Here is a 19,769-nt window from a genome sequence, read left to right as displayed (position 1 = left end):
GTCAGCCCCTCCAGGCTTGCTCAAGCGGATTTTGCGAAGTGCCCATCGGGCGGGGCGGGTTTGAAAACCCGTCTTCGGAAAGCGCCGTCCGCATCTGCCCGCCGCGAAAATTCTCTGACGCGCTGCCATAGGCCGTTTGCTGCAGTTCGTTGCGGGTGTTGCGGTCGGAGGCCAGCGAATAGGCCATTTCGGCGGCAAGCGCGGTGATGGTCGCGCGTTTGAATGTCGCGGTCCAGAGGCTGGGCGCAGCCCGGAATTTCACCATGGCATAAAGCGGATCGTCGCTCGCATGGATCTTGCCGTTTGTGAGAATGAAGCGGCTATAGCGGCGATCGGGGTCCGAAGGGTCATCGGTCAGAAAAACCGGCGTGCCGGTGTAGGGCGCCGGAATGTCGAAAACATGATCGTAGCCGGTAAACGCCGTTGCGCCGTCGATGCGGGAGAGCTGGCGCATTTCACGGGCGAACTGAAAGCCGGAAGGCTGAAGGCCGAGATTGAAATCCACCACCATGCCATAAAGCAGGCCTGCGGCCGAGTTGCCGCCATCGTCATCGTCGAAACTCTGTATCGGGTCCTCGCCGATCATGGCGCAGGCGGCATTTGCAATCGCAAGGTCGGTTTCAAGCAGGTCCATTGCTCACTCCTCAAAGGCAAACGGCCGCCGGGATGTGTGGCCGGCGGCCGTGTGCAGCTAGAGATTTCGCATCAAGCGACGTTCTGTGCTGCAATCGCCACCACGCCGGCCGTCACCGATGTGACCACATAATTGCGGCGCATGGGGGTGCCATCGATATTGAGCGTGCAGTCGATCTGATCGCCCTTTTTGACCCATTTGTAGGTCGAAAGAGCGTTGAAGTATCCGGCCGTTTCGATGCCGGCTGTATCGTCTTCGGTCGCGTAGACATGCTTTCCCATGTTGCTGCCGGCATCGCCGGAAGGATGGGGAATGTAGTCAACGGTGCGAAAACCCTTGATGTTGAAAGTCATTCTCTCAGTCTCCTGTTTGAAGGGGTGAACCGGGCGGCGAGCGCCCGGAGGTCAATGCGTCAAACGATCGCGATGGAGCTGTCCGTACCGGTGCGGAAGCGGATAACGCCCTTGCCTTCCTGCAGGGTGGTGGCTGCGCCCTTGGCCTGCATGTTGAAAGACGTGACGTCGTATTCATTGTGCCACTGAGAGATCACGCGAAGATCCGTGTTGTTGGCCCAGCCCATCGCGGATTTGTGCCAGATGAACAGGTCCTGGTGATCGGCAGAGGGCACCGGATAAAGATCCTCGGCTTCCTCCTCGACGAACAGGAACCAGTTGACGCCGTTCCAGTACCGGGTGTCGGTCGCTTTCACGAACGGGATATCCTGTCCGACATGTTCGGCCGAGTTTACGACCTTGTTGCCAAGAAACTGGTTCCACTGCAGCGACGGAAGACCGCAATAGACCTGTCCATCCCACGGCACCTTGTCATCCTGCAGCGCCGAGCAAAGCATGAGGGCATTGGCGGCCGAGAATGCGGCAGCGGAAAAATCGAGAGAGCCGTCAACGGATGTTTTCGCGGCTGCCATCTTGGCGTAAATCTCGATATCGGTGGCGCGGCCGAGAGCGTTGGCGCCTGCCGAGTAGATGACTTCGCGCTCGTCCACCGTGGTGCGGTCTTCGTCGTATTCCTCGACCTCGTCGTAAGCGACCCAGGTTTCCAGAGGCACTTCGAATTTCTTGCGCTCGCCGTTGCCGGGGATGTTGCGCTGTCGGCGCGTCTTCTTGCGGGCGACGGACTTGCCGGCGAGCCAGAAAACACCTTTTTCGTTGTTTTCGATGCGCGTCGCCATCGTAACCGTCGGACGAAGGCGGTTGCCACGCTGCTGATAGATGTGCATGGCACGCTGGGCATACTGGGTGGTATTCCAGTTGTTGACGTTCTGCGTCATGGTTTGCTCCGATGCTGGTTTCGTTTGAACACCGGTTGGAGAGGCCGCATCGGAGCATCAGGGTCCGGTCATGCCGGAGAGGCCTTTGCTTTAGCAGGTCCGCCCGCTGTCTGAGCAAAGGCTAAGAGCTGTGAGGTGAGGTAAACCTGCAGGCCACAGAAAAGGCCGGGGAGACCCCGGCCTTTCTCAAAGACAAAATCCTGTATCGGTCACGGATAGAGCCGCCGAAAACCGTCGTCATACCGCTTGCGCAGATCAGGATCGTATCGCTTGTTCGGATCAGGATTATCGCGGTTCGCCGGATCGATGCGCGGGTCGGACGTGAGCTTTTTCAGGTCGGCCTCGGTCAACGCGCCTTCGCCGCCGCCCTGACCTTCCAGCCCGAAACCGCTGTCGTTGATCCGGGCAGAAAGCGCCTGCAGGATGGCATTGCCGGCGGCCGTGTCTGTCAGCCCCATAAACATGCCCTTGGCCTCGTCCGTGAGCTTTGCCGGCAGGTCCAGCTGTTCGATCAGCCCCTTGGCGAAGCTTTCCGACTGTTGCAGTGCCTTTCCGACGCCGGCCTTGTCGAGGCCGGTTGCTTCCTGGAAGGTGCGCAGCTCCGCGCCGGCATCGAACGGGGCGGAAAGGGCGCCGGCTTCTGCCAGCGGGCCGAACGTGTCGGACAGGAAGCCGGAGAACTGTTCTTGGCTGATCCCGTATTTGTGCGCGGCCTCGCGGGCGGAGGCGTAAAGCTTGTCTTCTTTCAGGTCGCCAAAGAACGGTGCCAGCTTTTCATTCGGCTCGAAGCTGTATTCATCGGGCGTTTTCGGCGCACTTGGCCGTTGTGCCAGGTCTTTGCGCAGCCCCTCGGCGCGTTTGTTGGCATCGGTGTAACCGCCGAGCAGCTTGCCCAGCGTTTCGTCCGCATCCGCGCCGGCGAATTCCTCCGGCAGGCCTTCCGGCGGTTTCCAGCCGCCACCGCCGGACGGATCGCCGCCGTCACCGCCATCGCCACCGGCGGCCGGGTCGCCGCCATCACCGCCGCCAAGGCCTTCGCCCTCGAAAACCACAAGCGGCAAGAACCGTCTCAGAAGATCATGCATTGCTTATCACCTCTCACACATCACGAGGCTTGATTGCCTCTTTTTCGCCCGCGCTGATATGCCGGGCGATATCGTGCGCGAGGGAATTCTGCCCCTCGCGAAACGCGCCATAGGTCGCCATCGTCGCCGGGTCCCATCCGGCTGTTGCCATGTAGACCGCACGCCGCAATGTCACATCGAACATTGCCTCAAGGGCCTTGCGGCCGTCCGGCGAATTGTAGAAACGCGCCCAGGCGGAAGCGATCGCGCGCTGATCCTCGGCGGCGCGCTTTTGCTTAAGATCGATATCTTTCTTGACCCTTTCGTTGGCCTGCTTAAACCAGTCCCAGCCCCCTTCGGATGCGCCGGAAATGATGCTCTCAATGTCCAGTGGCTGCATGTCATGTTCCTCCTGCGGCGCCGGCCGCCTGCGCGGCGATCGCGGCCGCCTGCATTTCCTGTTCTCGGGTATCCATTGCATCGCGTTCCTTGTCGGAAACCATCAGGGTTTCCGGCACGCCAAAATCGCGGCCGATCATCACCAGGGCCTGCTCAACGCGCGCGACGCGGTTGGAACGATCCGCCATGATCATCAGCACCATCTGCAGCCACTGAACGATTTTCTCTATGCGCTGCGCCTCGCGGGCAATTGCCAGCGGGCTTTTGATGCGCACGCGGATCAGCAGCTGGTCGATCGGAATTTCATCGGCGATCAGGCCGCGATTATAGGCAAGCTCCAGCACGCGTTTGACCGCAGGGATGGTGACTTCCTTCACCAGTCGCCCGTAAGCGCCAAGATGATCGGAGGCGAGCCGTTTGACCCGCTCAAGGATCTCGGTTGCCGAGCGCACGGCCGCCCCCTCGGCTGGCAGGCTCTGGTCCATCATGGTCGCCTTAACGCCCATGCGCATGTCGTTCAAAACCATGTCGGAAAGGTCAAGGCGTGGATCGGGGAAACGCTGAACCGATGGGCCAAGCGATCCGCCATTGCGCGCGACCTTCCAGAAAGACCCCGGCGCTTGCGTTGCGAGGTCCGGGTTGAACACGCCGTCATCAACGGCGGTATAGATGCCGAGCATGGTGATTGCCGCTGCCTGAAGCTGCAGCCGCGCCGTGGTGTTGAGCGTCTTGATTGTCGGCATGGCCAGCATGACCGGGCCGCGCCCGTAGGTCTCGCCCGGCACGCGGAAATAGCGCGGCACAAGCCAGGGGCATGTGCGGCTTTTTGCCTGGTGCAGTCGGCCGTCCTGCTGTTTGCACCACACGGTCATCACCCATTGCCCTTTGCGGGCGTCGTGGATCGTGTCCTGGTAGACCTCGATTTCCTTTTCGGGGTCCTGTTTTAGCATTTCCTGCAGTTCTTCGCCGAGTTTGGCGCGTGGCCAGGTATCCTTGATCACCCGGAGCGACATTTTTCGCGTCCAGAAAATGCCGGAAATGCGGTTGCGCGGGCCGTTTTCGAGCAGGATTTCATCGACCGGTACGCTCATCGGCTCCCAGAGCTTGTCCGGGGCCGTGCTGCTGTCCATCAGGATTGCGCCGGTTCCGGCCGAAAGCTCCAGCGCCATTTCATGAAACGACATATCCCAGTCGCCATCATCGAAGAAGGCCCCGGCAACGCTGGCGATCGGGGCAAGTTGTTTGGCAAAATCGTCGCGTTCGGCCTGGTTGACGATCACCGGCCCCGGTTCAAGCTGGAAGTTGTCTTGTCCCGCCGGCCAGAAATCCTGTTGCAGCTTGCCGGCAAAGCGGAATGCGCTGTCGATCGCGGTATGATCGAAAACCTGATCGACGCGTTTTTCCCCGCGTGATCGGCCGTTGCGCTGGCTGTTGGCCGATTTTCGGAACGGGATGGCGTACTGGTAGGCCTCATCCAGCAGCGGCTGGAATTCGTCGCGCTCGCGCTGGGCGGCATTGCGCCGCTGTTTGAGCCGGGTTGTTTCGCTCATCAGGCGCCGCCAAGCTTGTCAACGCCGTTGCCGGAAAGGAAGGTCAGAAGGCGACTGCCTGTCTTGCGTCCGGCCTTACCGCCGGTCGCCTGGTCAACTTCAGCCTGTTGCCGCGCCAGATCGGCCAACTGGCGTCTCTGGTTGCTCTCCTGCTGTCTGCGAAGATCGCCCGCACCGCTTTTCCCGCCGAATAATCCGCCCATCTCTCTGCCAAAGCTCCGTGTTGTTCCAGTGCTCGACGAAACGAAAGCCGCAGAGGCGGGCAAGCCGCCGTCCGGCATCCGTTGCGCAAAACGTCACGATGGCAGGGTAGGGCGCGGCATCTAGCGTCAACCGGCCGTGGCGGACGATAAGCCCCATGTGGCGGGCGCATTCCGGGCGGACGGAAAACCACGCTTCAGCCCAGCCGTCATTGGGATAAATCCCGAAAAGGCAGATCGGTTTGCCATCCTCCCGCAGAACATGGGTTTCCCCGTGCGACCACATCTGTTTGGCAATTGCCCAGTGAATTTGCGTATGGGCATCGGCCATGTCGGCCATGTCGAAAATCGTCGCAGGTGTTTCAATTTCAAGCGTGGTCATCTGCCGACAAGCCCCACCTTGTGCGGATCGAAGCCGCCACCCCCACCCCAGGGGGACGAATTCCCCCGTTGCGTTCGGCCGAAGCGGTCGCCCTGGCTGGAAGGTCGCGCGGCATCGGCCGCGCCGCGAATGGCGCCGGTGCGGCCGCGAAAGCCGAGCACGAGATATTGCAGGCCATCATGAATATCGGACCACGGATGGCCTTTATCGGGCTTTTCCTCGTAATCCGTCGAGGCGGTTTCCACGCGTTTTTTGTACCGGTATTTGCCTTCGAAACCCTCCAGCAGCAGCGGGCACTTTTCGGGATCGATCAGCAAATGCGTGTCCGGCTCCAGATAACCACGGATCTCTGCCTTGACCGCATCGAGCCGCATGCCAAGCTCGTTCGAACCGCCTGCGGGAATGAGGATCGGCAGGCCGAGAATGACGGCAAGTGTTTCCATGGCTGAAAGCTGGCCGCCTTCCTGGTCGGCGCCGTGCTCTGCCGCCGGGTCCACCCAAATGCGAATTTTGCTGGCGTTTGAATAGTCTTCGGAAATCTTCTGTTTCAGCGCCTCGCCAAAACGCGCCGCGCCGACGCCGTGCCCGAGATAAAGTTCATCGGCAACAATAATCCGGCCGGGGGCGCGTGTCTGGCCAAGGACGCAGGCAGGATTGAGGGTGTTCATCGAAATATCGATACCGATGCCAAGCGTCAGTTTCGGGTCCGTCATGATCCGCATGCGCGCCACATTCCGCCGCCGGTCGAAGCCCTCATAGACCGGCTTGCCGGCGCGGGAATAGCCAAACTCGTTATCGACCATCCGCCGCACAAACCAGTCCTCCTGGTTGCGCACGATGCGGTCGTAATAGTCCGCCTCAAGGTTGAAGCGGTTTTCGGCGTCGTCGGATCGGCCGGACGGTTGCTGAAACAGGTATCTGTCCGGCGTCCGGTTTTTGATTAGGTCGCGATAGGTCCAGCTATCGACCGTCGGCGCGTTCATGTCGCCGATCACCATGCGCTGGCGCTGGCCGCTGACAAGCTTGCGGCCCAGTTTTCGGCTAAGGTCCTCGATCTCGTCCACTGTCAGCAGGTTTTTCGACGCCGGATAGCGGCCGACGCGCTGCTCCATATCGGCCAGCGACCCATCTGCATGCGTGTCGATTTCGTTCAGCCATCCGCCAGAATATTCCCGGCCTTTCATCATGGTTTCAATCGAGTTTTCGCCAAGGCCGGCGAATTCCGTGATCACTTCTACGCGGATGCCATCGGCAGCCATAAAGCGCAGCGTATGCGTCACCGGCCGGTCATTTCCGCCTGCCCATGACGAACCCGGATACCCTTTTGGAAACCATTGTTTCCAGCTCTCCAGCACGGTCTTTTCCGCCGATCGGAATGTGTCGCGGAGAACCACCCAGCGGCACATGCGTGTCGGCTTGTTATCGTCGGGGTGCCAGGCAATCGGGGCTTTTGTGGCGGCATAGATGCGCTTGAAAACGCAAGCCGTCGTCTTTCCGCCGCCAAGCGGCCCCATGATCACCGTCGTTAGCAGGTCCGACTTGATGAATGTCTGCGCAACCGGGCCGGGCGGCGTATAACTGAACGGCGAAAATTTCTCGTCGATCTCGTACTTGGCAACGAGGGCGCGCACCTCCTGCGTTTCATGTCGCTTGAGATCATCGCGTGTAATACTGCCGATCGTGCCGCTCATGCGCGCGCCCTCACAATGCAGGAACCAGTCGGCGCGCATGCGCGCGCGCCGACACCGGATAAGTCACCTGAAGGCCGGAGGCCGTAAGGTGTCCTTTCAATCATCGTCAGTTGGGCATTCTGTTGACCGTATGAAGGGCAAGGACCATCCATCCCCCGACCCCGGCAGAAGCGGGAAGGGCGCCGGCGCGCTCTTGATGATCCCCCGCACCCCCATGGTTCCCGTCTGAACGCAGCGCAGCGTCCAGATTGACCGGTTCCCGGATCACTCACACCCGATTGCTTAAATCGGGATCGGTGCGCAAGCGCCTCCCCCCTCGGGGCGGGGGTGCCCCCCTTTCGGGGAAAGGCCCCGGCGGCGGCGGCGATCCGGCGGCAAAAAATCTGGCGGGCGAGGGGCAGGGGGCAGGGGGCAGTGCCGCCCGTGGCCGATCGTCCGGCCCGGCGCTGCCACTGATATCTGATCAGTTGCCGATTGAATGATTTCAATGCCTTATGCGCCGTGTGACCGTTGCGCCCAAAAGTCACAAATGCGTCAATCGTCCATGTCATTGTTTTTGTTTACCTTTTCTTCAATGAGCGGCTGACCGACTGACAGGCCCTTTTGCTCGGCCAACTGCCGCGCCTGGTCGAGCTGGTTGGTGCCGAGATGGAGGAACAGGGCGGGCAGCATTTCCTCAAGCTGCTGGGGCATGCTCATGATCTTGGCATGGAGGTAGGGCGCAAGCTGCACCCGCATGGCGTTCTGGTCCTGCATCACCTGCCAGAGGCTCGGCGGCTTGGCCGGCTGGCGCTCGCATATCCAGGCATGCAGCTGCTCGGCCGGCATCGTCACATACTGCATCAGCGCTTCGACCGGATCGGCATAGCCTTTCTCCTCCTGCAGGGCGAGAAGGTCGCGCGATCGCTTGTTTGTCGCGCCTTTCGGCCGGCCGGGCTTGCGTCTGGGCTTGGCCTTGCGGTCGCGCTCCAGCCGTTCGGCCTCGCGCCGCTCCCAGCTGGCGCCGGCATCGGCAAACTCACCCCAATCCATATTTTCAGTTTCTTCGGATTGTTTATTCATGGCCCTGCCTTTCGACTGTCTAGAGACTGTCTAAACGCTGTCTTATGAATAACGTAATAAATACAATACGTTATATATAAATTAGACAATTAGACAGTTAGACAGTCATTCTCTACACATGCGCGCGCGTGTGTGCGTATGTACGAGACAAAACGCTGTCTAATTGTCTAATTGTCTTGTGGTTCTGATTTTGCATTTCAAAACAATGCCTTGGAGGCGCAAAATCCGTAGACAGTAGCAAGACAGTGCTAGACAGTTTGTCTGTCTTGCCACACGCATGAGTGCACCATACGCCCGCGCACGAACGGTCAACCGCGCGATTTATTGCAATTCGACGGGTCCGGGTGGGGGATTTCGGGTGCAAAATGACGCAATCGGGCGGCGCTCTGCATCCATGGCGCGATTTTTTGTGAAAAATGTAGTTGACTTGCGAAACAGTAAGTCCTAAATATAGGACATGAACGGAAGGGGGTTGGCCCCGCCGAAACTGGGTAGGAGACCCGAAATGACCAAAATCATCGAAACCGCTGAAGAAGCCCGCACTCACATCCTTGAGGCCATCGAATTTGCCGGCCGCGAGGAAGTTCTCGAAGCTGTCGTCCAGTTCAACAACACCACCGAAAACGATATTGATGACAAGGGGGATGTGTGGGTATGCAATCCGCAGTCCGGCCATTGGTTGGATGAAGATCGCTTGGTCGAGTTTGCAAAGTTCCTGGCCTAACGATGAGTAACAAGCTCCTGAAAGACGCTGGCGAGGTTCTCTATGGTCCTCGTTGGCAGTCCGATTTAGCCAAAGATCTGGGTGTCTCTGATCGAACAATTCGGCGCTGGGTTTCCGGCGCTGATGATGTGCCTCAAGGTGTTGCGCTTGACCTTTGGCGTATCTGCCTCGAACGATCTGCGGATCTTGATGACGTGATAGTGCGGCTGAAAGTGGCGAGTACGCCAAGTTAAAGTGCAACATCAAAGCGCTCCGTATGCCTTGAGGTCGACAAACAAACACCGCACCTGCCGGCCGGCAATGGTGACGCGGTTATCCTCGCGCCCGCTGCCATCGTCGATGCCGCGCTTCACGATGTGCGACGGCGCGCGGCGCAGCGCCCATTTCCACGATCCGTTGCCGCCACGGTCGCCGAATGGCGTATCCAGCAGCGCACGGCCAATCTTCTTCGAACTGTTGGGAATGGCGAGGATAAGCCCGCTCTTGACGCTGCCATAAAGCCCGAGATCCGCATGGCCCAGCTTGCGCCGTGTTTCCTCGAAGGCGGACGCCGGCCCGCCGCCCATGGGGTCGCTGCTGCGGCCCTGCTTCAGATCGTCAAGCACCTCGGAAACCGTGTTCCGCACACCGCCGGAATAGGCATCGATCTCGCTTGTCAGAATAAGGTCGATCGCCTGGCGCCAGGTCTCGCCCGCGCCTTCCAGCTCAGGCATGGCCTCGGCCTGCAGCCATTCGCCCCAGCGGTGCAGGTCGCCGCCCTGTTCGCTCGGCATCCCCAGCGCATGCAATCCGTCATCGCCGATCAGCGTATGCGCCAGCGCCAGAAACGTGCCATAGGTCTTCTGCCCACGGCTGTTGTGCCCGGCCTCGCGCAACACGGCATAATACTGGTCCAGCTTGTAATCGAGGTCGCCCCAGCCATCCGCAAGGATCCGCAACAGGCGCGGTCCCACGGTCTCGGCTGCCGGCAGCGTCGGCGCCTTGTTGCTGGTCACCTTCAGCGGCATCATTTCCACGATCACAAGCCGCGTAAGGTTTGCCGGTGGAATGGGCGGGGGATTGATCCCCGAGAATGCGAAACTCGATTGCGCCTGAAATTCCACGCCCTTGTGGTTCTGCCCGCCACGGATGCGCACCGATCCCGAAGCCGCATCACGCGCCATCTTGATCACCTTCTGCGCCTGGTCCTGCCCGTCTTCGCCTTCAAGTTCGTCGATCGCGATCGGCACGCTGTCATGGCCGACAAGCTGGTAAAGCCCGGCCTCGCTGGCGTTCGTCGTGGCCACCATCATCTTGCCCAGCACTGAACGGATCAGCCCGTTCTTGCCGAAAAGCTCGGATTTGCCTGTTCCGGCATCGCCGACCATGAAAATCGACGGCCGCCAGTCCAGCGCCCCGCCCAGCATGGCCACGCCGAGCCAGCCGATCAGAAACATCACATCCACATCGCCGCGCGCGAAATTCCACGTCCGCAATATCTCGAAAAGCGTGGTCGCCGGATTGTCCTTCTGCTGAACAGGTTCGGCCCATGGCGTAAAGCTCGCCGGCCGGCGCGGATAGAAATAGCCGTCATATTCGCCGGTATCTTCCAGCTGTCCCTCGATCCACATGGCATCGCCGCAATGGATCATCAGCCCGCCCTGGTCATCGCGCCAGGCGCCGCGCCCGCGCACGGTGTCGCTCATGCTCCATGCGCCGCGCGCCCGGCAGGCGGCAAAAAGATCGCGCCGCACGCGCTCGCTCTTGAAGCCGGGGTCGGCCGCCATCTTTTTCGGTTCCTTGGCAGGCCACGCCCAGTAAAGAAAATCCTCATGCCCGGCGAAAAGGATCTGCATCCGCTCGACGCCAAGACGGCCTGCAGCGGCAGAGTTGAAAACCTGCCCCATCGTATCGACGAAATAAAACGCCTCTCCTTCATAGCCGAGCGGGCGCACCGGGCATGCCTTTGGCAGAAAACCGGTGTCATCGATCTCGCCTTTTTCCGGCCATTCTCCCGGCGGAATGCCGTTCCATGGCTGGCCGGGCAGCGGATAAACCGCATCGCGCCGCTTTGCCTCCAGCTTGGCGCGCTGCCCGGCCGCCGCAATCAGACCGCCGACGCGTTTCGCGCCGCCGTTCTGGCCGCCGTCTTGCGTGTTGTCCTGCTCTTGCATTGCAATTTACCTGTGGAAAACTTTTCTTCACCCGCAAAAGCCGGTCTGAAACCGGCTTCAGGTTGACAATTGACCGCTCAGTTTCGCGGAGCCTTGCGCCGGCTTTTGCCCTTTGCGGCCGTTTTGCGGGTCGTGGGCGGCGTTTTCACAGTCTTGCCAGCACCTGCAGCCGCGCCATCCGGTTCGCCCTGCTGTCCGTTCCCGTCGCCTGCAGCGGGCGGATCACCATCGCCCGGAACCACCGGTGCACCCTGCGGTGCTCCGCCTGCTTCCGGTTCCGCGTTCGTGCCAGCTTGCGGCTGTTGATTTGCTGTTTCTTCTTCACTGGTCGCTCCAAGGTTGATCGGCTGCATCTGCGCCCCGCCCTCATGCGCGACGATCGCCGGCGGCATTTCGGTGGCAGGGGCTTTCGGTTTGGAAAGTTTTTTGAGGAAATCCAGCGCATGCGGCTCCATTTCGCCCATGCTGCCGATCGGCTCAAAAATCGTGTCTTCGATCTTCGGCGGCGTCGGCGCCTTTAGGGCTTCCATTGCGGCACGGGTGGTCAGCGCATCGCGCTGTTTGTTCATCCGGTCGTATTGCGCCATAAATACCTGCGCAAAGGTCAGGAATGCCCATTGCCGCGAGATCTCGACATCGGCAAAAAGGTGGCTCTCTGGCACGCCTTCCTGCAGTGTCGGTCTCGCTTCGCCTGGAGTATGAGCGACGAGGCTGTATTTCAGTCTCAGCCAAAGCTGTTCGCCATAGGCCGTCTTTTTCTGGCAGTAGTGTCCCATCTGCCAGATCACCGTCGCCAGCGCATCGCCCTCAAGGCCGGTTCCGGCCCAGTCATAACCTTCCGTCTCGTTCAGCATGCCGTAAAGCTGGCTTGCAGCCGCATGGGCCACAGCGGCCGCCGCCTCAACGAGGTCGAGTTCCATGATATCGAGTTTCACCACGTTCTCCTTTGATAAGCATCGTTGACGTCCTTCCCCCAGCTCGCCGGCATGGAAACCACTTCCACCGGCTTGCCGAAGCCTTTGATCCGCGCCACCGCGCGGCGAAACAGGTCCTGCGCCTGGCGCTTGCCCCAGTCATTGTCCTGGAAGATGATGAAGCCGCTCGCAGCCGCGTGGTCGGGCATATGTAAAAGCCCGGACAGCGAGCCGGTTGCCCACATGCGCATATCTGGTGCGGCAATCGCGGCGGAATAGCCATCCTCACAGCCCTCGACGATGCCGACCAGCTCGCAAACGCCCTCACGCGCGGCCTGCTCCGCGCCGATCCCGGCCGCGCCATTGGTCAGCCGGATCACAAGCCCGCTGGTTTCGGGAAACATCAGCTTGGCCTTGAACACATCGGCCTTGCCGCTGCCGTCGGCGCGCAGGAAGGTGTAATGGTTCGCCGCCACCTTGCCGCCGGCCGTCACCATGGCGTGCACCATGGCCGGCATCAGCGGCCGTTCGTCTTCCATCCAGTATTCGCAGTCATGGCGATACCGGATCGCGTGCCCGAGTGCGGGAATGGCGGAAAGGGCAATGCCACGGCTTTGCAGATAGGTCTCCACCGGCGTGCCGGCCACGGTCTCGCTGCAGGCATAGAAAAACTTGCGCGCCCGGTTGATATTGTTTTCCCGCCGGGTCTTTTCCTTCGCCTCGGCCGCCAGCCGCCGGCTCTTGCCCTCGGCCTCCATCCGCCGCTTGCGCGCCGGGTCCATGTCCTTCAGGCCGTAGCGTTCTTCCAGCCATTCCACCGCCGCCATGCGGCTGTCATCGCTCACCGCACCGGCCAGCGCATAGGCCACCAGGTCAATTGCATCGCCCTTGTCGCCGGAAACGAAATCCTTGAACGCGCCGCGCCGGTTGCCCGTCAGCCACACGCACATCTGCTCCGGCTTCGCCTTGGCCCGATAGGGATTGACGATGTTCCAAAGCCCGGTGCGCTTGTGGCGCCGGCTGGCGCGGTAAAGCTCCTCGACGATGCTTTCCAGATCGTCGATCGCACGGTCCTTGGCGACGGAAAAGCGGCTCATTTGGCTTTACGCCTCCGGCCGCTGGTGAATGCCGGCAGCGGGTCGGCCAGGCGCAATGTCTGCCCCCCCCCAGCAAACAGGCAATCATCCTGCTCGGTCAGCATGCCCTTGCCGGCAAGGCTCGTAACCGTCTCCGCCTTCACATGCTTGCCGTCTGGAATGGAAAAATACACATAGCCATTGCCCAGCCGGATCGCTGTTTCGCTGTCGGAAGCCATGCGCGCGATAATCGACTTCTTGGACTGCAGACGCTCGACGAGGCGTTTTTCGGCTGCGGAAAGATGCGGCGTCTCAGTCATCGCAGCCATCCTTCACAACCATGTCATTGAGTATCATCAGACCGGCGAACCTGCTCGCCACCTCCGTCGCTTCCGGTGTGAGCGGGGCGCACTTCAGCAGCTTGTTGCCTGCGAAAATCGTGATGATGTTTTCGGGGATGCGATCGTCTTTATGGATCGCAACACCCTTGAAGCTGTAGGGTAGCGATCCGTCGAGATCTCTCCGCAGATAGGATTTCTCGACGATCGGGAGGTGGCTGATCAGATCCGTGTGCGGTGATATGCGAATGCAGATAGATCGCTCGAGCATCTTGGCTGCGGCATCTGTGAAGTACTGTTCCAGCGTCGGAAGCGATATCGTCGCGTCGGATCTCGGCGCCGAGCCGAGCGCCTTTGTCCAAGCATCCTCGAGCGTGGATCTGTATCGCTGGGCGATTATGGTGCGGATCAGGTCTTCCCCGGCGCTCATATGATCTCTCCCGTCATCACCGCCTCAATCCGCGCCAGCGCGCGGTCAAAGGCCATGTCCTCGCGGGCCTTTTCCACCCGGCGAAGATGTTTCGAAATATTCTGCTTTGTGCAGCCGCACAGCGTGGCCGCGTCTGTCTGGTTCAGGTTGCAGCCGGTCACCAGCAGATAGATCTCGACCGCCTTTTTCCGGGGCTGCAGCTCCGGCATGAAGGAAACGGCAAGGCGTATGGATCGAAGCGCCGTTCCGCCGGCGCGCAGCATCAGCCGGTCAGTCATCGGGGAACACCCCTTCCGCCCCGCGCCGCCGCGCCTCGATCGTGCGCAGCGCAAACCGCAAGGCGGTAATCTGTGCCGGAAAGGCGCGCTTCTCCCGCCTGATCCGCCGCCATGTCTCGCGTGAAATCCCGGCCGTATCCGCCAGCTCGGAATGATGCACGTCCATGACCTGCCGCCGCGTCTCGATGGTAGAGAGCGCATCAGCCTGGTCGGGCCGGTAAAGATTTCGCTTCGTCATCTCGCCACCTGGTCAAAGGCGGCCCTACGCACAACAAAAAGGCCTTGGTGATTGGGCTAAAGTTCGGAATTGACTGACTTAGAAAGGCGCTCGAAAACAGCGATAAAAATCGCCTTCTGCCGCTCATCAAATCCGGTTGAAATAATGTCTACGGCGTCGTCCAGGAGCGCTCCGTCATGAAGACGGCTTGTCAGCTCTTTCCAAAGCTCGAGCGCAAAGCCCGCGTCTTCACTCATAGCGTCAAGAATGCTTTCGGCGTCGATGTCTGCCATCAGCTTCGTACTCATGCCTGCGCCTCCAACTTCAGTTTCAGTTCCGCCGCGCGCTGCCAGTTGCAAAGCGCGGCCGCTATCCCGCCGGTCGAACTTGATCTGATCCCGGCCAGAATGATGAACGTGCCGTTCCAGCTGTCGCGCGTCTTCGCGCCTTCCTCGGCGCCAAGCTTTTCCAGCGCCGCCACTGCCGCCGTGCGATGCGCAGCCACGCTGGCGTGATATTGCGCCCATGGCTCGACCGCGATTGCCGGTATCTCCGCCCGCAGCCCCGCCACCACGCCAATCAACCGCCGCAATTCGTCCTGGTCGTGCGCCGTCTTCATTGCGGCCCCGCTATGGAAATCTGGTTTTTGGAAAGCCCGCGATTATAGGTTTCGCAGATGGCGCGGGCGAGCGCCGTGGGCGCAGAACCGCCGGAAAGTTTTTTGATCGTCTCGGCGGCCGTCGAGAGGCTGCGACGGTCGAGGTCGGAAAGCACCGTCTTCATGCGCTCGGCCGAGATCGCTTCTTTGTTCTTGTGAAAGATCATCGAAAGTGCGCTGATGAAAATGCCCTTCAGCGCATTGGCATCGCTGGGCCACGCTTGTGAAATCGTCCTGCAGGCGGCCGTTGTCGCGCCTTCGCCATAATATTTGATGGCGCGCTGAACGGAGGAGACGGCATTGGTCCGGTTGGCTTTCAGCGGCGCGCCGGGATAGGGCACGATCTCGCATCCGGCCTCCTCGAGCACGGCGCAAATCTGCATCATCCCGGCTTCGCCAGCCTCGAGACCGGCATAATAGCGCTCGACAGGCATGACGGCCGTGCGGTTCATGTTCACGCCGAGAAAGGCGCCGGCCTCCTCGCGCTTGTCGGAAAGACGAACCACGGCGGCAGGCACTTCATTGACATGCGGATGCGCTCTGGCGGCCGCAACACGGTGCTGCCCGTCAAAAACGGCATAATTGCCATCGGCCTGTTCTGCCAGATTGACCGGCTGAAACTTCGACCAGTCGAACTCACGCAGAATTTGCGTCACCCGGCGCGGCTTGATTTCGCGCTGGTAATTGTTGTCAACAATGATCTTGTCGACGGGAACCCAAAGCAATTCGGGCTTTTGCCCGATATCAGGATTGAATTTCTCAGTCATCACCGCTCACCCCGCGCAAAAAGTGCCCTCAGATCGTCCACATCGGCGCGTTTGCCGTGCGTCACCGTGCCGGCCAGCATCATCTGGCCGGTGGCGGCGCTGTAGCTGTGGCCGGTAAGTTCGACGCCGCCGGCGGAAAGGGCGGCGGATATGCGGTTCATCACGGCCAGCTGGTCGCGGTAGACCGCGCGCACGGCGGCCGGGCCTTCCGCCCGCGCATCCGCCGGCACAATGCCACGGAGCCTGATTGTCGCGCCGGCGAAACTCATAACCGACACCCCGAAAGCAGCGCGACGGCCAGCAGCGCGGCCATGCCGGCACAAAGCAGCACGCCGCCGATGGCATGGCGCACAAGCGCGCCCTGCAGCCGATCCCGATCCGCCCGGATCGCCGAAACCCTGCGCGTGGCAGCCCGTTCCATCTCGTCGCGATGCTTCATGCCGCACCGCCTTTCTCAGCGCGGGCGCGGCGATCGATTTCTGCACGCGCTTTCTCGCTGAGATATTCGAGCGCTTCAGCCCAGGCGCCTTGACACCAGTCTCGACACGCTTCCTTGAAGTCGTAGACGTCATCGATGTCATCCATTGCGATGGAAACAAAAAGGTCCATCGTGCAAGGGCGTCCGTCGCTTTTATTCTCGGCAGGCCACTGTTCAGGCAAATGGGGGCGTCCGACCCAATTCAAGAGGTGCCGTGCGGCCTCATCAACCGTCGCCTCGTCCTGCTCGGATAGTTCACGACCGGCGAGCATTTCTGTCTCGATAGCGACAATCAATTCACCGCTGGTTTCGACGGCAATGCGCCAATGCTTATGCGGTTTTGTGTCAGTCATGCCGCACCGCCTTTCCGGCGCGCAATCTCGCGGTCGAGATACCACCGCGCCTTCTCAAGATCCTCGATCGCATTGCCCTTCAGGTCGGCGCGCCAGATGTATTTCACCGCATTGCCGAGGTTGAACCCCATATGCTCGGTGATCTGGATGCACTCGATGCCGGAAGGATGTTCGGTGTAATGCTTCGGATGGTTGACCGGATCGGGATCGGCCGCAGTTTTCCGCATGGCCAGAGATCGCTTTAAATCATTCTTGGCCCGGCATGCCTGACAGATCGTTGGGCCGGAAATGAAGTAAGTGGCGAATGGCCTGCCGCACTGGCGGCAGAGTTTGGGAGGTGTTGACATCACCGTTTCCTCCCTCTGCCGCGCGTGTCATTGCCATTGGCGCGGCCGATCAGAAGGCCGATGCCGCCGGACACGGTGAAGAACACAAACACGAGGGCGAGAAGCCCGATCACGATCCAGCTCATGATCCCGTCCTTTCCCGCTGCGCTGTTTGCGGTCTGTGGCGCAGCGCCTTGAGCGCGTTTTCAAGCTCCTGCTTTGTGAGAGCGGGGGCGGCGGTCGTCTCGATTGTGAGGCAGATAAAATCGTGAGAAACATCGGCGCGCACCACGCGCGCGCCGCCGGCATCGTCATCCTGCCGGCATCTTTCAATGCTGTCCCATAGACTTTCCAGAACTCTATCGACGGCTTGATCGAATTTGTAGCTGTCAAAGCTATCCATGACTTTCCATCGGCTCATGACCCCGTCCTTTCCATCTCCTCGAATTGATCTGGAAAAACCATACGGATCAGGCGCACCATGCTCGGGTTCAGCCGCGAATTATGCTTGATGCCGCGATAGATTGTGTTCTCGGGAATGCCTGCAGCGCGGGCGAGGTCGGATTTCCGCATACCCTTGTCTTCACGCCACTTGTCCACGGTTTTCCATGTGAGAGGCATTTTTTCCTCACTTCTCCATTGATTAATTGTGACTTAATGTGATTTGGTGCATCACGTCAAGTGACAATCAACAAACTGCAATCAAGGCGTTTCCCACATATGTTGTGCGTTGTGGAAAACGTTCGGCAAAAACATCTGGACTGGGTTCGCTTCATTCTTGGGCACAAGAGATGGAGCCAGACGCGGCTGGCCAAGGAGGCCGGCCTCGATCCGTCAACCCTGTCCAGGTTTTTGAAGGACGAACCCGATAACACCCGGATGCTGAACAGCTACTCGATAGAGAATATCGAGCGGGTGTCCGGCATACCGGCTTTCGAAACATCCCTGCCGGTTCTGCCGCGCGGCCTCGGCGAAAAGGAAAGTGAACCTTTCGACGCCGAGCCGCTTTCAAGCGTCAGCGGCGCGGTTGCTGCCATAAAGCAGGGCCGTAACGGCGTTGATCCGTGGGTGTTGCGTTCGCGATGCCTCGAAACGGCCGGATATATGCCGGGCGATATCGTCATCATCGATCTCGGCGCCACACCCCGCCCGGGTGATGTGGTCTGCGCGCAGGTCTATGACAATTCCGGCCGGGCCGAGACCGTCATGCGGATATTCGAATACCCCTTCCTCGTTGCTGCCAGTATGGACGCGCGGCTGTTCAAGCCTCTGCTCGTCGATAACGAGCGCGTTGTGGTGCGCGGTGTCGTCATCGCTTCCATTCGCGAGCGCGCGGCAGCCTGATCCAGCTCCCCTGAAAATCTGATCTTTGCGTGGCGCAGTGCGTCACGGTCAGTCACAATAAATCAAAATCCATGGATTAATTGTTGACAACCTGTCAATTTAGTCACAGCATGTCACACATAGCAGTGATTTGGATTGGAGGTTGCGATGCCGATCACACACCACACCATGGAAGCGAGCGCCGTTGCCGAATGCCTCGGCGTTTCGCGCTCCGTTTTCCTGCGCCGCCGTGATGCGCTTGAGCGTGAGTATGGCTTTCCGCCGCCGCTGCCGCTGGCCCGGCCGCTGCGCTGGCAGCAGGCCGCGGTTGAAAAATGGCTGGAAGGCTATGCCGATGCCGGCCGCAAGCGCACGGCCGCAACCGTGCGCGAAACCGTCATCGAAAACGACCGCGCCCGGCTGATGGCAAAATATGCCCGCCCGGCCAACGAAAACGGGGTGGCGGCATGAGCATTCATTACGACATCGAAACCACGGTTGCGCAGCTGCGCACCGCGCTGAACGAACGAAAGGCGCCGGGCGAACACGCCACGAAGGGCACGCATGTGCGCTTCCGAAACCCCGAAGCGATCATCGCTGTGCAGGAGATGTTCATGCGCGAGCTGAACCGCGCAACGCCGAAGGAAGACATTATCGAGGCTGTCATTGAAATGACGGTCGATCATCTGACCTCGTTGCTCGGCGGCAATCGTGAGGCGCTGTCCGCGCTGGCGGAACCGTTCGCCGTCGCCTTTATCGACCGGTTGTTGGACGCAGCCGGCGGCGAGGGTGTGCGCAGCAAATCCTATCCGATGGTTTTTGAACATGGAGGCCACGCATGAACGCCGCCGCCGTCAGCATGTTCGACAAGCCGGCCGTCGCCGCGCCGAAACGGGCGTTGACGGCCGGCCAGCGCAAGGCGCTGCAGGCCGTCGGCCAGTTCCGCCACCATCGCCAGACCTTTTCCGGCGGCTGGTATATCGGAAACCGTTATTGTCAGCGCGGCACAGTTTCCGCCCTGATGAAGGAAGGCCTTGTGCGCCGGGCGAAAAATCCGGGCAGAGGCAAGGGCTACCGGCTGGAACTGACCATGGCCGGGCAGATCGTTCTGGAAAGGCTCGGATCATGACCGAGATCGTATCAGATGCGACAACGCTTGCCGTGATCAGGCTGCGCGGCCTTGCCATGAAGGACATTCACGACACCGCGCGCGCTGCCATGGCGGACCTCATTGAAGGCATCGCGTGCACCGCGCCGGACTATGAAGGGCTGGACGAGCTGCGGCAGGAAATGCAGGCGGCGCAGAATGCGCTGGCCGATTTCTGCGCCTCGGCCCAGGCGGCCGGCATAGAGCTTGCCACCGGTCATTCAGTCCGGCGCCATTTCCCAAAGAAGCCGGCAAACGGCCACACCGATCAGGCGGCCCTGTAACCTGCGTATGCACCGCCGAAGATCATAAAAACG

32 protein-coding genes are annotated in these 19,769 nt (G+C 60.4%); 6 read left to right on the top strand and 26 right to left on the bottom strand.

Annotated elements, in window-relative coordinates; genetic code table 11:
* Nucleotide 1 precedes the first annotated feature (1 nt).
* From ABID12_RS14925 to ABID12_RS14885, 9 genes are all read right to left on the bottom strand, one after another.
* On the bottom strand, nucleotides 2–634 hold the full coding sequence (locus tag ABID12_RS14925) for a hypothetical protein (protein WP_354434913.1): 633 nt from the start codon (nucleotides 632–634) through the stop codon (nucleotides 2–4).
* A gap of 71 nt (nucleotides 635–705) precedes the next feature.
* Nucleotides 706–987, bottom strand: coding sequence for a hypothetical protein (locus tag ABID12_RS14920; protein WP_354434912.1), 282 nt, complete (start codon nucleotides 985–987; stop codon nucleotides 706–708).
* 59 nt (nucleotides 988–1,046) lie between these two features.
* A complete protein-coding gene (locus ABID12_RS14915) occupies nucleotides 1,047–1,922 on the bottom strand; it encodes a phage capsid protein (RefSeq protein WP_354434911.1) in 876 nt (291 codons plus the stop codon).
* A gap of 209 nt (nucleotides 1,923–2,131) precedes the next feature.
* Nucleotides 2,132–3,007 carry a hypothetical protein gene (locus ABID12_RS14910; RefSeq protein ID WP_354434910.1) on the bottom strand — a complete coding sequence of 292 codons (876 nt, stop codon included), beginning with the start codon at nucleotides 3,005–3,007 and terminating at the stop codon, nucleotides 2,132–2,134.
* Nucleotides 3,008–3,020: 13 nt separating this feature from the next.
* Complete coding sequence (locus ABID12_RS14905; RefSeq protein ID WP_354434909.1) at nucleotides 3,021–3,386, bottom strand: hypothetical protein; 366 nt, start codon at nucleotides 3,384–3,386, stop codon at nucleotides 3,021–3,023.
* A gap of 1 nt (nucleotide 3,387) precedes the next feature.
* A complete protein-coding gene (locus tag ABID12_RS14900; protein WP_354434908.1) occupies nucleotides 3,388–4,935 on the bottom strand; it encodes a portal protein in 1,548 nt (515 codons plus the stop codon).
* A gap of 99 nt (nucleotides 4,936–5,034) precedes the next feature.
* A complete protein-coding gene (locus tag ABID12_RS14895) occupies nucleotides 5,035–5,517 on the bottom strand; it encodes a hypothetical protein (protein ID WP_354434907.1) in 483 nt (160 codons plus the stop codon).
* Complete coding sequence (locus ABID12_RS14890; RefSeq protein ID WP_354434906.1) at nucleotides 5,514–7,247, bottom strand: hypothetical protein; 1,734 nt, start codon at nucleotides 7,245–7,247, stop codon at nucleotides 5,514–5,516. The genes ABID12_RS14895 and ABID12_RS14890 overlap by 4 nt, the downstream gene beginning before the upstream one ends.
* Nucleotides 7,248–7,742: 495 nt before the next feature.
* On the bottom strand, nucleotides 7,743–8,270 hold the full coding sequence (locus tag ABID12_RS14885) for a hypothetical protein (RefSeq protein ID WP_354434905.1): 528 nt from the start codon (nucleotides 8,268–8,270) through the stop codon (nucleotides 7,743–7,745).
* Between the two features lie 505 nt (nucleotides 8,271–8,775).
* Between ABID12_RS14885 and ABID12_RS14880 the strand changes: the two genes are divergently transcribed.
* A complete protein-coding gene (locus tag ABID12_RS14880; RefSeq protein ID WP_354434904.1) occupies nucleotides 8,776–8,994 on the top strand; it encodes a hypothetical protein in 219 nt (72 codons plus the stop codon).
* A gap of 242 nt (nucleotides 8,995–9,236) precedes the next feature.
* Here the strand turns inward: ABID12_RS14880 and ABID12_RS14875 are convergent, their stop codons facing one another.
* The 17 genes from ABID12_RS14875 to ABID12_RS14795 all read right to left on the bottom strand — a co-directional run bounded on the left by ABID12_RS14875 (nucleotide 9,237) and on the right by ABID12_RS14795 (nucleotide 17,603).
* A complete protein-coding gene (locus tag ABID12_RS14875; RefSeq protein ID WP_354434903.1) occupies nucleotides 9,237–11,147 on the bottom strand; it encodes a hypothetical protein in 1,911 nt (636 codons plus the stop codon).
* A gap of 77 nt (nucleotides 11,148–11,224) precedes the next feature.
* A complete protein-coding gene (locus ABID12_RS14870) occupies nucleotides 11,225–12,082 on the bottom strand; it encodes a hypothetical protein (RefSeq protein ID WP_354434902.1) in 858 nt (285 codons plus the stop codon).
* On the bottom strand, nucleotides 12,079–13,158 hold the full coding sequence (locus ABID12_RS14865; RefSeq protein WP_354434901.1) for a DUF7146 domain-containing protein: 1,080 nt from the start codon (nucleotides 13,156–13,158) through the stop codon (nucleotides 12,079–12,081). The genes ABID12_RS14870 and ABID12_RS14865 overlap by 4 nt, the downstream gene beginning before the upstream one ends.
* A complete protein-coding gene (locus ABID12_RS14860; protein ID WP_354434900.1) occupies nucleotides 13,155–13,457 on the bottom strand; it encodes a hypothetical protein in 303 nt (100 codons plus the stop codon). Before ABID12_RS14860 ends, ABID12_RS14865 begins: the two co-directional genes overlap by 4 nt.
* Nucleotides 13,450–13,905 (bottom strand): hypothetical protein, encoded by a 456-nt coding sequence (locus ABID12_RS14855; protein WP_354434899.1) that lies wholly within the window; start codon nucleotides 13,903–13,905, stop codon nucleotides 13,450–13,452. The genes ABID12_RS14860 and ABID12_RS14855 overlap by 8 nt, the downstream gene beginning before the upstream one ends.
* Nucleotides 13,902–14,183 carry a hypothetical protein gene (locus ABID12_RS14850; protein WP_354434898.1) on the bottom strand — a complete coding sequence of 94 codons (282 nt, stop codon included), beginning with the start codon at nucleotides 14,181–14,183 and terminating at the stop codon, nucleotides 13,902–13,904. The genes ABID12_RS14855 and ABID12_RS14850 overlap by 4 nt, the downstream gene beginning before the upstream one ends.
* Nucleotides 14,176–14,421, bottom strand: a complete 246-nt coding sequence (locus tag ABID12_RS14845; RefSeq protein WP_319519837.1) for a hypothetical protein — start codon at nucleotides 14,419–14,421, stop codon at nucleotides 14,176–14,178. The genes ABID12_RS14850 and ABID12_RS14845 overlap by 8 nt, the downstream gene beginning before the upstream one ends.
* A 56-nt stretch (nucleotides 14,422–14,477) precedes the next feature.
* The gene (locus ABID12_RS14840) at nucleotides 14,478–14,708 is read right to left on the bottom strand and encodes a hypothetical protein (protein WP_354434897.1); all 231 of its coding nucleotides are present in this window, start codon (nucleotides 14,706–14,708) and stop codon (nucleotides 14,478–14,480) included.
* The gene (locus ABID12_RS14835) at nucleotides 14,705–15,019 is read right to left on the bottom strand and encodes a hypothetical protein (protein WP_354434896.1); all 315 of its coding nucleotides are present in this window, start codon (nucleotides 15,017–15,019) and stop codon (nucleotides 14,705–14,707) included. Before ABID12_RS14835 ends, ABID12_RS14840 begins: the two co-directional genes overlap by 4 nt.
* Nucleotides 15,016–15,825, bottom strand: a complete 810-nt coding sequence (locus ABID12_RS14830) for a DUF6551 family protein (protein ID WP_354434895.1) — start codon at nucleotides 15,823–15,825, stop codon at nucleotides 15,016–15,018. The genes ABID12_RS14835 and ABID12_RS14830 overlap by 4 nt, the downstream gene beginning before the upstream one ends.
* Entirely contained in the window at nucleotides 15,825–16,094 is a 270-nt protein-coding gene (locus tag ABID12_RS14825) for a hypothetical protein (protein ID WP_319519841.1), read from the bottom strand. Before ABID12_RS14825 ends, ABID12_RS14830 begins: the two co-directional genes overlap by 1 nt.
* Nucleotides 16,091–16,264, bottom strand: a complete 174-nt coding sequence (locus ABID12_RS14820; RefSeq protein WP_354434894.1) for a hypothetical protein — start codon at nucleotides 16,262–16,264, stop codon at nucleotides 16,091–16,093. The genes ABID12_RS14825 and ABID12_RS14820 overlap by 4 nt, the downstream gene beginning before the upstream one ends.
* A complete protein-coding gene (locus tag ABID12_RS14815; protein WP_354434893.1) occupies nucleotides 16,261–16,656 on the bottom strand; it encodes a hypothetical protein in 396 nt (131 codons plus the stop codon). Before ABID12_RS14815 ends, ABID12_RS14820 begins: the two co-directional genes overlap by 4 nt.
* Nucleotides 16,653–16,883: a DUF3310 domain-containing protein gene (locus ABID12_RS14810; RefSeq protein WP_354434892.1), complete on the bottom strand. Its 231-nt coding sequence runs from the start codon at nucleotides 16,881–16,883 to the stop codon at nucleotides 16,653–16,655. The genes ABID12_RS14815 and ABID12_RS14810 overlap by 4 nt, the downstream gene beginning before the upstream one ends.
* A gap of 119 nt (nucleotides 16,884–17,002) precedes the next feature.
* Complete coding sequence (locus ABID12_RS14805) at nucleotides 17,003–17,128, bottom strand: hypothetical protein (RefSeq protein ID WP_354434891.1); 126 nt, start codon at nucleotides 17,126–17,128, stop codon at nucleotides 17,003–17,005.
* Nucleotides 17,125–17,403 (bottom strand): hypothetical protein, encoded by a 279-nt coding sequence (locus ABID12_RS14800; RefSeq protein ID WP_354434890.1) that lies wholly within the window; start codon nucleotides 17,401–17,403, stop codon nucleotides 17,125–17,127. The genes ABID12_RS14805 and ABID12_RS14800 overlap by 4 nt, the downstream gene beginning before the upstream one ends.
* A complete protein-coding gene (locus tag ABID12_RS14795; protein WP_354434889.1) occupies nucleotides 17,400–17,603 on the bottom strand; it encodes a helix-turn-helix domain-containing protein in 204 nt (67 codons plus the stop codon). Before ABID12_RS14795 ends, ABID12_RS14800 begins: the two co-directional genes overlap by 4 nt.
* Before the next feature lie 99 nt (nucleotides 17,604–17,702).
* Between ABID12_RS14795 and ABID12_RS14790 the strand changes: the two genes are divergently transcribed.
* The 5 genes from ABID12_RS14790 (at nucleotide 17,703) to ABID12_RS14770 (ending at nucleotide 19,736) form a co-directional block, all read left to right on the top strand.
* Entirely contained in the window at nucleotides 17,703–18,326 is a 624-nt protein-coding gene (locus ABID12_RS14790) for a helix-turn-helix domain-containing protein (RefSeq protein WP_354434888.1), read from the top strand.
* 147 nt (nucleotides 18,327–18,473) lie between these two features.
* A complete protein-coding gene (locus ABID12_RS14785) occupies nucleotides 18,474–18,776 on the top strand; it encodes a hypothetical protein (RefSeq protein WP_354434887.1) in 303 nt (100 codons plus the stop codon).
* Nucleotides 18,773–19,147: a hypothetical protein gene (locus tag ABID12_RS14780; RefSeq protein WP_354434886.1), complete on the top strand. Its 375-nt coding sequence runs from the start codon at nucleotides 18,773–18,775 to the stop codon at nucleotides 19,145–19,147. The genes ABID12_RS14785 and ABID12_RS14780 overlap by 4 nt, the downstream gene beginning before the upstream one ends.
* Nucleotides 19,144–19,434, top strand: coding sequence for a hypothetical protein (locus ABID12_RS14775; protein ID WP_354434885.1), 291 nt, complete (start codon nucleotides 19,144–19,146; stop codon nucleotides 19,432–19,434). Before ABID12_RS14780 ends, ABID12_RS14775 begins: the two co-directional genes overlap by 4 nt.
* Nucleotides 19,431–19,736, top strand: a complete 306-nt coding sequence (locus tag ABID12_RS14770) for a hypothetical protein (RefSeq protein WP_354434884.1) — start codon at nucleotides 19,431–19,433, stop codon at nucleotides 19,734–19,736. The genes ABID12_RS14775 and ABID12_RS14770 overlap by 4 nt, the downstream gene beginning before the upstream one ends.
* Nucleotides 19,737–19,769: the final 33 nt, after the last annotated feature.

This window comes from Martelella mangrovi (assembly GCF_040545495.1).
GTDB lineage: Bacteria > Pseudomonadota > Alphaproteobacteria > Rhizobiales > Rhizobiaceae > Martelella > Martelella mangrovi.
The sequence above is the reverse complement of the archived record's forward strand: the minus strand, read 5'-3'. Positions and strand labels throughout refer to the sequence as shown.

Excerpts from the sequence above, each read along its gene's own strand:
- ABID12_RS14785 (WP_354434887.1), top strand. The coding sequence starts at position 18,474 with ATGCCGATCACACACCACACCATGGAAGCGAGCGCCGTTGCCGAATGC.
- ABID12_RS14845 (WP_319519837.1), bottom strand. The coding sequence starts at position 14,421 with ATGACGAAGCGAAATCTTTACCGGCCCGACCAGGCTGATGCGCTCTCT.
- ABID12_RS14830 (WP_354434895.1), bottom strand. The coding sequence starts at position 15,825 with ATGACTGAGAAATTCAATCCTGATATCGGGCAAAAGCCCGAATTGCTT.
- ABID12_RS14900 (WP_354434908.1), bottom strand. The coding sequence starts at position 4,935 with ATGAGCGAAACAACCCGGCTCAAACAGCGGCGCAATGCCGCCCAGCGC.
- ABID12_RS14910 (WP_354434910.1), bottom strand. The coding sequence starts at position 3,007 with ATGCATGATCTTCTGAGACGGTTCTTGCCGCTTGTGGTTTTCGAGGGC.
- ABID12_RS14885 (WP_354434905.1), bottom strand. The coding sequence starts at position 8,270 with ATGAATAAACAATCCGAAGAAACTGAAAATATGGATTGGGGTGAGTTT.
- ABID12_RS14915 (WP_354434911.1), bottom strand. The coding sequence starts at position 1,922 with ATGACGCAGAACGTCAACAACTGGAATACCACCCAGTATGCCCAGCGT.
- ABID12_RS14800 (WP_354434890.1), bottom strand. The coding sequence starts at position 17,403 with ATGAGCCGATGGAAAGTCATGGATAGCTTTGACAGCTACAAATTCGAT.
- ABID12_RS14805 (WP_354434891.1), bottom strand. The coding sequence starts at position 17,128 with ATGAGCTGGATCGTGATCGGGCTTCTCGCCCTCGTGTTTGTGTTCTTC.
- ABID12_RS14770 (WP_354434884.1), top strand. The coding sequence starts at position 19,431 with ATGACCGAGATCGTATCAGATGCGACAACGCTTGCCGTGATCAGGCTG.
- ABID12_RS14815 (WP_354434893.1), bottom strand. The coding sequence starts at position 16,656 with ATGACTGACACAAAACCGCATAAGCATTGGCGCATTGCCGTCGAAACC.
- ABID12_RS14835 (WP_354434896.1), bottom strand. The coding sequence starts at position 15,019 with ATGAAGACGGCGCACGACCAGGACGAATTGCGGCGGTTGATTGGCGTG.
- ABID12_RS14905 (WP_354434909.1), bottom strand. The coding sequence starts at position 3,386 with ATGCAGCCACTGGACATTGAGAGCATCATTTCCGGCGCATCCGAAGGG.
- ABID12_RS14795 (WP_354434889.1), bottom strand. The coding sequence starts at position 17,603 with ATGCCTCTCACATGGAAAACCGTGGACAAGTGGCGTGAAGACAAGGGT.
- ABID12_RS14810 (WP_354434892.1), bottom strand. The coding sequence starts at position 16,883 with ATGCGGAAAACTGCGGCCGATCCCGATCCGGTCAACCATCCGAAGCAT.
- ABID12_RS14825 (WP_319519841.1), bottom strand. The coding sequence starts at position 16,094 with ATGAGTTTCGCCGGCGCGACAATCAGGCTCCGTGGCATTGTGCCGGCG.
- ABID12_RS14775 (WP_354434885.1), top strand. The coding sequence starts at position 19,144 with ATGAACGCCGCCGCCGTCAGCATGTTCGACAAGCCGGCCGTCGCCGCG.
- ABID12_RS14890 (WP_354434906.1), bottom strand. The coding sequence starts at position 7,247 with ATGCGCGCCGACTGGTTCCTGCATTGTGAGGGCGCGCGCATGAGCGGC.
- ABID12_RS14840 (WP_354434897.1), bottom strand. The coding sequence starts at position 14,708 with ATGAGTACGAAGCTGATGGCAGACATCGACGCCGAAAGCATTCTTGAC.
- ABID12_RS14895 (WP_354434907.1), bottom strand. The coding sequence starts at position 5,517 with ATGACCACGCTTGAAATTGAAACACCTGCGACGATTTTCGACATGGCC.
- ABID12_RS14865 (WP_354434901.1), bottom strand. The coding sequence starts at position 13,158 with ATGAGCCGCTTTTCCGTCGCCAAGGACCGTGCGATCGACGATCTGGAA.
- ABID12_RS14920 (WP_354434912.1), bottom strand. The coding sequence starts at position 987 with ATGACTTTCAACATCAAGGGTTTTCGCACCGTTGACTACATTCCCCAT.
- ABID12_RS14880 (WP_354434904.1), top strand. The coding sequence starts at position 8,776 with ATGACCAAAATCATCGAAACCGCTGAAGAAGCCCGCACTCACATCCTT.
- ABID12_RS14860 (WP_354434900.1), bottom strand. The coding sequence starts at position 13,457 with ATGACTGAGACGCCGCATCTTTCCGCAGCCGAAAAACGCCTCGTCGAG.
- ABID12_RS14780 (WP_354434886.1), top strand. The coding sequence starts at position 18,773 with ATGAGCATTCATTACGACATCGAAACCACGGTTGCGCAGCTGCGCACC.
- ABID12_RS14875 (WP_354434903.1), bottom strand. The coding sequence starts at position 11,147 with ATGCAAGAGCAGGACAACACGCAAGACGGCGGCCAGAACGGCGGCGCG.
- ABID12_RS14820 (WP_354434894.1), bottom strand. The coding sequence starts at position 16,264 with ATGAAGCATCGCGACGAGATGGAACGGGCTGCCACGCGCAGGGTTTCG.
- ABID12_RS14850 (WP_354434898.1), bottom strand. The coding sequence starts at position 14,183 with ATGACTGACCGGCTGATGCTGCGCGCCGGCGGAACGGCGCTTCGATCC.
- ABID12_RS14855 (WP_354434899.1), bottom strand. The coding sequence starts at position 13,905 with ATGAGCGCCGGGGAAGACCTGATCCGCACCATAATCGCCCAGCGATAC.
- ABID12_RS14925 (WP_354434913.1), bottom strand. The coding sequence starts at position 634 with ATGGACCTGCTTGAAACCGACCTTGCGATTGCAAATGCCGCCTGCGCC.
- ABID12_RS14790 (WP_354434888.1), top strand. The coding sequence starts at position 17,703 with ATGTTGTGCGTTGTGGAAAACGTTCGGCAAAAACATCTGGACTGGGTT.